The organism is Cryobacterium sp. CAN_C2, assembly GCF_015751745.1.
Taxonomy (GTDB): Bacteria; Actinomycetota; Actinomycetes; order Actinomycetales; family Microbacteriaceae; genus Cryobacterium.
In genome coordinates this window covers 206,834-213,295 of record NZ_JADOUX010000005.1, presented here as the reverse complement: position 1 = coordinate 213,295, position 6,462 = coordinate 206,834, and the positions used below count along the sequence as shown (strand labels likewise).

At 65.5% G+C, this 6,462-nt stretch carries 4 protein-coding genes; 2 read left to right on the top strand and 2 right to left on the bottom strand.

Annotated elements, in window-relative coordinates:
- Positions 1–269, bottom strand: a 269-nt coding sequence (locus IWX77_RS06650) for a hypothetical protein (protein WP_196843720.1), incomplete at its 3' end; no start/stop codon positions are given.
- Positions 270–502: 233 nt separating this feature from the next.
- Here IWX77_RS06650 and IWX77_RS06645 point away from each other — a divergent pair.
- Complete coding sequence (locus IWX77_RS06645) at positions 503–2,635, top strand: S9 family peptidase (protein WP_196843719.1); 2,133 nt, start codon at positions 503–505, stop codon at positions 2,633–2,635.
- 4 nt (positions 2,636–2,639) lie between these two features.
- Positions 2,640–5,354, top strand: coding sequence for a DEAD/DEAH box helicase (locus IWX77_RS06640; RefSeq protein WP_196843718.1), 2,715 nt, complete (start codon positions 2,640–2,642; stop codon positions 5,352–5,354).
- Here IWX77_RS06640 and mgrA read toward each other — a convergent pair.
- Positions 5,351–6,376 (bottom strand): L-glyceraldehyde 3-phosphate reductase, encoded by a 1,026-nt coding sequence (gene mgrA, locus IWX77_RS06635; protein WP_196843717.1) that lies wholly within the window; start codon positions 6,374–6,376, stop codon positions 5,351–5,353. The two genes, IWX77_RS06640 and mgrA, sit on opposite strands and share 4 nt — an antisense overlap.
- Positions 6,377–6,462 lie beyond the last annotated feature (86 nt).

Genomic DNA, 6,462 nt, shown 5'->3' with positions numbered 1-6,462 from the left:
TTTCGGTAGGCCAGCGACCCGGCGCCGAGGTCGGTGTCGGCGCGGGCACCGATGTCGGTGGTGGCTCGGAGTCTGGCCCCATCCACCCTGCGCCCGAGCCCTTCTAGAGCGCTCATCACCGCGATGGCCTCGGTGTCGTCGAGGTGACCAAACCGCACCCCGTCCAACGCGGAGGCCAGAATCGCACCGGCCTGAGCTATCGCCGCGACCCGGGAGGACACCGGCTCCGGGGTGGAGCCGGTGGCGGCGGGCGGGGCGGTGAGGGTCATGGCGGCGGTGCCTCCTTCACCCACAATTATAGCCCACACCACCCCCAAAGGCGAGAGAATCTCAGTAATATGCTGATACTCTCTCCGAGCTATATACCATTCGCAGGCAAGGGTAAATGAAGTCCTGAGGGCGGGTACAGGGTTGCCTCGGCACCCGCGAAGCTACCCGGTACCCGCCCTCGCGACCACGCGGTGAGCGTGTGGAGCGGGGCCTCACAAACTACGCTGGGGGGATGACCTCTGGCCCGATCACTCCCCCACTCGCCGCAAAGAAGCCGCATCGCCGTGAGCACCACAACGACGTCTACATCGACGACTACGAGTGGTTGCGCGATAAGGACAGCCCCGAGGTCATCGCCCACCTCGAGGCCGAGAACAGCTACACGGATGCCCGCACCGCTAATCAGGAACCGCTCCGGCAGCAGATCTTCGACGAGATCAAAAACCGCACCCAGGAGACCGACCTGAGCGTTCCGGTGCGTCGCGGCACCTTCTGGTACTACACCCGCACCGTCGAGGGCCAGGAATACGGCATCCACTGCCGTGCACCGATCGGCAGCCCCGATGACTGGGCCGCGCCCATCCTCGGCGACACCGACCCGACCAGCCCCGGCCTGCCCGGCGAACAGGTGCTGCTCGACGACAACGTCGAAGCCGAGGGCCACGAGTTCTTCTCGCTCGGCAGCTTCGACCTCAGCGAAGACGGCACCCAGCTGCTCTATGCCGTCGACGTGGAGGGCGACGAACGCTACACGATCCGCGTGCGCACCATCGCGACCGGCGAGAACCTGCCCGACACGATCGCGAACACGAGCGCCGGCGCCCTGTTCGATCCGAGCGGCCGCTACCTCTTCTACACCACCGTCGACGCCGCCTGGCGCCCCGATACCGTGTGGCGGCACGAAATCGGCACCACCCGAGACGCTGACACCAGCATTTTTCACGAACCCGACGAACGATTCTGGGTGGGGGTCGGAATCACGCGCAGCCGCAAGTTCCTCATGATCGAGGCCGGCTCAAGCGTCACGACCGAATCCTGGGTGCTCGACGCGAGCGACCCAACCGGCGACTTCACCGTCGTCTGGCCGCGGCAGGACGGCATGGAATACGACGTTGAACACGCCGTCATCGATGCAGAGGACCGCCTTCTGATTGTGCACAACGGCGGCACCGCCGTCAATTTCGAGCTGGTCAGCGTATCAGCAGGAGACCCACAGGGTGAGAAGCGGATGCTGCTGCCGCACGACCCGCAGATCCGCCTCGAAAGCGTCGACGCCTTCGCCGACTTTCTCGTCGTGGAGTACCGCCGGGACGGCCTCACCCGCCTCGCCATCGACCGGCACGACGCGAGCGGACTGACCGAGCTGGACTTCGACGAACCGTTGTTCGCCGTCGGCTCGGCCGGCAACCCGGAGTGGACGCAACCGACCATCCGGTTCGGCTTTACGAGCTTCATCACGCCCTCTACGGTGTACGACCTCGTCGTAGGGACCGGCGAGCGACGCCTGCTCAAGCAGCAGCCCGTGCTCGGCGGCTACGACCGGGCGCTCTACGAGCAGCGCCGGGAGTGGGCCACCGCCGACGACGGCACCCGCGTGCCGATCTCGCTGGTTTACCGCCGCGACCTCGTCACGCCCGGCACACCGGCACCGACGCTGCTCTACGGGTACGGATCGTACGAGCACAGCATCGACCCCGGGTTCGGCATCGCCCGACTCAGCCTGCTGGATCGCGGCATGATCTTCGCCATCGCGCACGTGCGCGGCGGCGGCGAACTCGGCCGCACATGGTACGAAACCGGCAAGACGACGACCAAGCGCAACACCTTCACCGACTTCGTGAGCTGCGCCCGGCACCTCACCGACGCGGGCTTCACCACCCCCGACCGGCTGGTGGCCGAGGGCGGCAGTGCCGGCGGACTGCTCATGGGCGCCGTCGCGAATCTCGCGCCCGAACTGTTTTCCGGCATCCTCGCCGAGGTCCCGTTCGTCGATGCCCTCACCTCGATTCTCGACCCCTCCCTGCCACTGACCGTGATCGAGTGGGACGAGTGGGGTGATCCCCTGCACGACGCCGAGGTGTATGCCTACATGAAGTCGTACTCCCCCGTCGAGAACGTGCGCGCAGTCACCTATCCCTCGATTCTTGCCGTGACCAGCCTGAACGATACCCGCGTGCTCTACGTCGAGCCAGCCAAATGGGTGGCCAAGCTGCGCGAAGTGGGAGCGAACGCCCTGCTCAAGACCGAAATGTCGGCCGGCCACGGCGGGGTCTCTGGTCGGTACAGCGCCTGGCACGAACGCGCGTTCAACTACGCTTGGGTGCTCGACGCCGCCGGCCTGAACCCGTCCGAGAGCGACAGCTAGGGGAATGTCGGATTCTGCGGGTACCCCGGGGAACGGGCCCGACGCAACCCCGGCTTGGAAGCGGCTGGTGCTGCCGCCGCTGCAGCCTCGCGGGGCATCCGTTCTGCCGCCCATCGGCAATTTCGGGCACCCGCGTGCCCTGGCGACCGGCCCGAAGGTGCCAATGGGGCTGCAGTTCGAACTGCGCGAGCAGACTCCGCGCACGAATGACCGCTGGCGGGGGCCGACCGCCAAACCGGTGAAGACGCTCGTAGCCGGGCACGGCGAGTTTCGGCTCGGCGTGCGGCCGGTCATTCAGAATGCGAATGGCAATTGGGTGCGCAGCAACGTCACGTGGAGCCACCTCACCTTTCAGCTGAACCGGTTCAACCTCGACCCCGAACATCACCGCTGGATCTCGCAGTTCTCCGCTCTCTACAAGGCCGTGCGCGAGGTCTACACGAGCCAGGAAACCGACTGGATCTACCTCGACAACTTCACCAGCCCGCTGCTCTGGCCGCTGCTGCGTGAGGCCGAGCAACTCGGCATCGGCTTCGTCGGCAATAAGAAAGACGTTGTCGTGCGGGTCGGGTCGCTCGCGCACGTCAGCCTTGACGCCTCGCAGGCGGATGCTGCCGGCCCGCTGCTTTTGCAGGCCCGGCTGCACATCGACGGCACCACCTACCCGCTCGAGGCCGCCGGAATCATCGCGGGCCACGGCGTCTACAGCGTACGGCTCGGCGCTCCGACCGTGTTCACCCTCGCGCCAACGAATGGTCCGTTGAGCCCTGAGCAGCGACATCTGGTCGGGCAGGTTGATCCGGCAGCGGTACCCGCGGCCGACACGGCCGAGTTTCTGGGCACGGTCTACCCGGCCTTGCAGCGCAGGGTCGCGGTCACCAGCACGGATGCCTCGGTGCGGTTTCCCGAGGTACTGCCCGACAATTTTGAACGTATCGAACCACCGCGCCTCGTGATCACGACCATCGAGACCGACCAGCGCGACTGGTTCGACCTCGGCGTAATCGTGACGATTGGGGAGATCACGGTACCGTTCGGGCCGTTGTTCACGGCGCTCGCAACGGGCCAGACCCGCCTGAAACTCGTCGACAACAGCTATCTCTCGCTCCAACAGCCCGAGTTCGAACGACTGCACGAACTCATTGACGAAGCCCGTGCGCTGCAGGAGTGGGAGACCGGCTTGCGCATCAGCCGCTACCAGGCCAGCCTGTGGAGCGATTTTGAGGATCTCGCCGACGAGACCGTGTCGGCCGTCTCGTGGCGGGCCGCTGCTGCGGGACTGAAGGATCCGAGCGGTGTCGACCCGATCGTGCTGCCCGACACTGTGCACGCAACTCTTCGCCCGTACCAGCAGGAGGGGTTCGCCTGGCTCGCGTTTCTCTGGCAGCACCAGCTCGGTGGCGTACTCGCCGACGACATGGGACTCGGCAAGACGCTGCAGACCCTGGCGCTGCTGGTGCACGCGACAGAGTCGAAACCGGGGCCGTTTCTGGTCGTGGCGCCGACATCCGTTGTGGCGAACTGGCTCAACGAGGCGACCCGGTTCACGCCTGGGCTGCGGGTGCGCACGCTGATGGCGACCGAGTCGAAAAGCCGCACCCGCATAGCGGATACCGCCACCGACGCCGACGTGCTCATCACTTCCTACGCGTTGTTTCGTCTCGAGTTCGAGGCGTACCAGGCTGTGACCTGGGCCGGCCTCATCCTCGACGAGGCGCAATTCGTGAAGAACCGCACCAGCCGCGCCTATGCCTGCGCAAAAGAGCTGGACACCCCGTTCAAACTGGCGATCACGGGCACTCCGCTGGAAAACAACCTCATGGACCTGTGGTCACTGTTCAGCATCGTGGCACCCGGTCTGTTCGCTTCAGCGCGCAAATTTACCGAGGACTACGTGCGGCCGGTGACGCGCGGTGAAGGCCCGCAGCGGCTCGCGAAGCTGCGCAGACGCATCCGCCCACTGCTGCTGCGCCGCACCAAGGAGGTTGTTGCTCGCGACCTACCACCGAAGCAGGAGCAGGAGTTGCAGATCGCGCTGAACCCGGCGCACCAGAAGCTCTACGACACATTTCTGCAGCGGGAACGGCAGAAACTGTACGGCCTCATCGAGGAACTCGACAAGAACCGGTTCATCATTTTTCGCTCTCTCACCCTGCTGCGGCTACTGAGCCTCGACGCTTCGCTCGTCGACCAGAAGTTTGCCGGCGTGCGCTCGAGCAAGCTCGACGCCCTGTTTGAGCAACTCGACGATGTCATCGCCGAGGGGCACAAGGCGCTTATCTTCAGCCAGTTCACGTCATTCCTGAAGCGCGCCGCCGCCCGGCTCGACGCGCAGGGCGTTCCCTACTGCTACCTCGACGGGTCGACACTGCGGCGTAGCGAGGTGATCGACCGGTTCAAGAGCGGAGCGGCACCGGTGTTTCTGATCAGCCTCAAGGCCGGCGGCTTCGGCCTCAACCTCACCGAAGCCGACTACGTTTTTCTGCTCGACCCGTGGTGGAATCCGGCGACGGAGGCGCAGGCCGTCGACCGCACGCACCGCATCGGCCAGACCCGCAACGTGATGGTCTACCGGATGGTCGCCACCGGCACCATCGAGGAGAAGGTTGTAGCGCTCCAGAAGCAGAAGGCCCAGCTGTTCACCGCGGTGCTCGACGACGACGCAATGTTCAGCACCGCGCTCACCGCCGAAGACATTCGCGGCCTGCTCGAGCCCTAAACGGCGCTCGAACCGGCCCAGAGGTTGATGCCCATGTCGTGGGCGTGCACGTCGATGGCCGCGAGCTCGGCGGCGGTGAAGGCGAGATTCTGCAGCGCTGCCACGTTGGTTTCCAACTGCACGACCGACGACGCCCCGATCAGGGCGCTTGTCACCTCGGAATTGCGCAACACCCAGGCCAGGGCCAGCTGTGCGAGCGACTGGCCCCGCTCGGAAGCGATTTCGGTCAGCGAGCGGATGCTGGCGAGCGTCTCATCGTTCACCATGGCCTTGTTCGCGGACCCGTCCCTGGCGACCCGGGAGTCCGCAGGAATACCGCCGAGGTAGCGGTCGGTGAGCAGCCCCTGGGCGAGCGGCGAGAACGCGATGCAACCGGCCCCGACGTCTTCGAGGGTGTCGAGCAGGTCGTCCTCGACCCACCGGTTGAACAGGGAGTAGGAGGGCTGGTGAATCAGCAGCGGCGTGCCGAGGTCGGCCAGAATCGCCGCAGCTTCGCGGGTGCGTTCGGGCGAGTACGAAGAGATTCCGGCATAGAGCGCACGGCCACTCGTGACGGCGGTGTGCAGGGCGCCCATGGTCTCTTCAAGCGGCGTGTCGGGGTCGGCGCGGTGGGAGTAGAAGATATCGACGTAGTCCACGCCCATGCGTGAGAGCGACTGGTCGAGGCTCGACAGGAGGTACTTGCGGCTACCGAAGTTGCCGTACGGACCCGGCCACATGTCGTAGCCGGCCTTGGTCGAGAGCACGAGTTCGTCTCGGTGGGCCAGAAAATCTTCCCGGTAGAGCTGGCCGAAGTTCGTTTCTGCAGACCCGTACGGAGGCCCGTAGTTGTTGGCGAGGTCGAAGTGCGTGATGCCGAGGTCGAACGCTCGGCGCAGAATGGCTCGCTGCGTTGCGAGCGGCTTGTCATCGCCAAAGTTTTGCCAGAGGCCGAGCGAAATGGCCGGGAGTTTGAGGCCGCTGCGCCCGGCGCGACGGTAGGGCATGGACTCGTAGCGGGATTCGTTCGAAATATAGGTCACACAATTATTGTCCCATTCTTCGGGCACGCGACGCCAAACGCGCCGGCCTGGGGCGCGTGGCTGTTTCACCCGGTGTGCGGGAACGA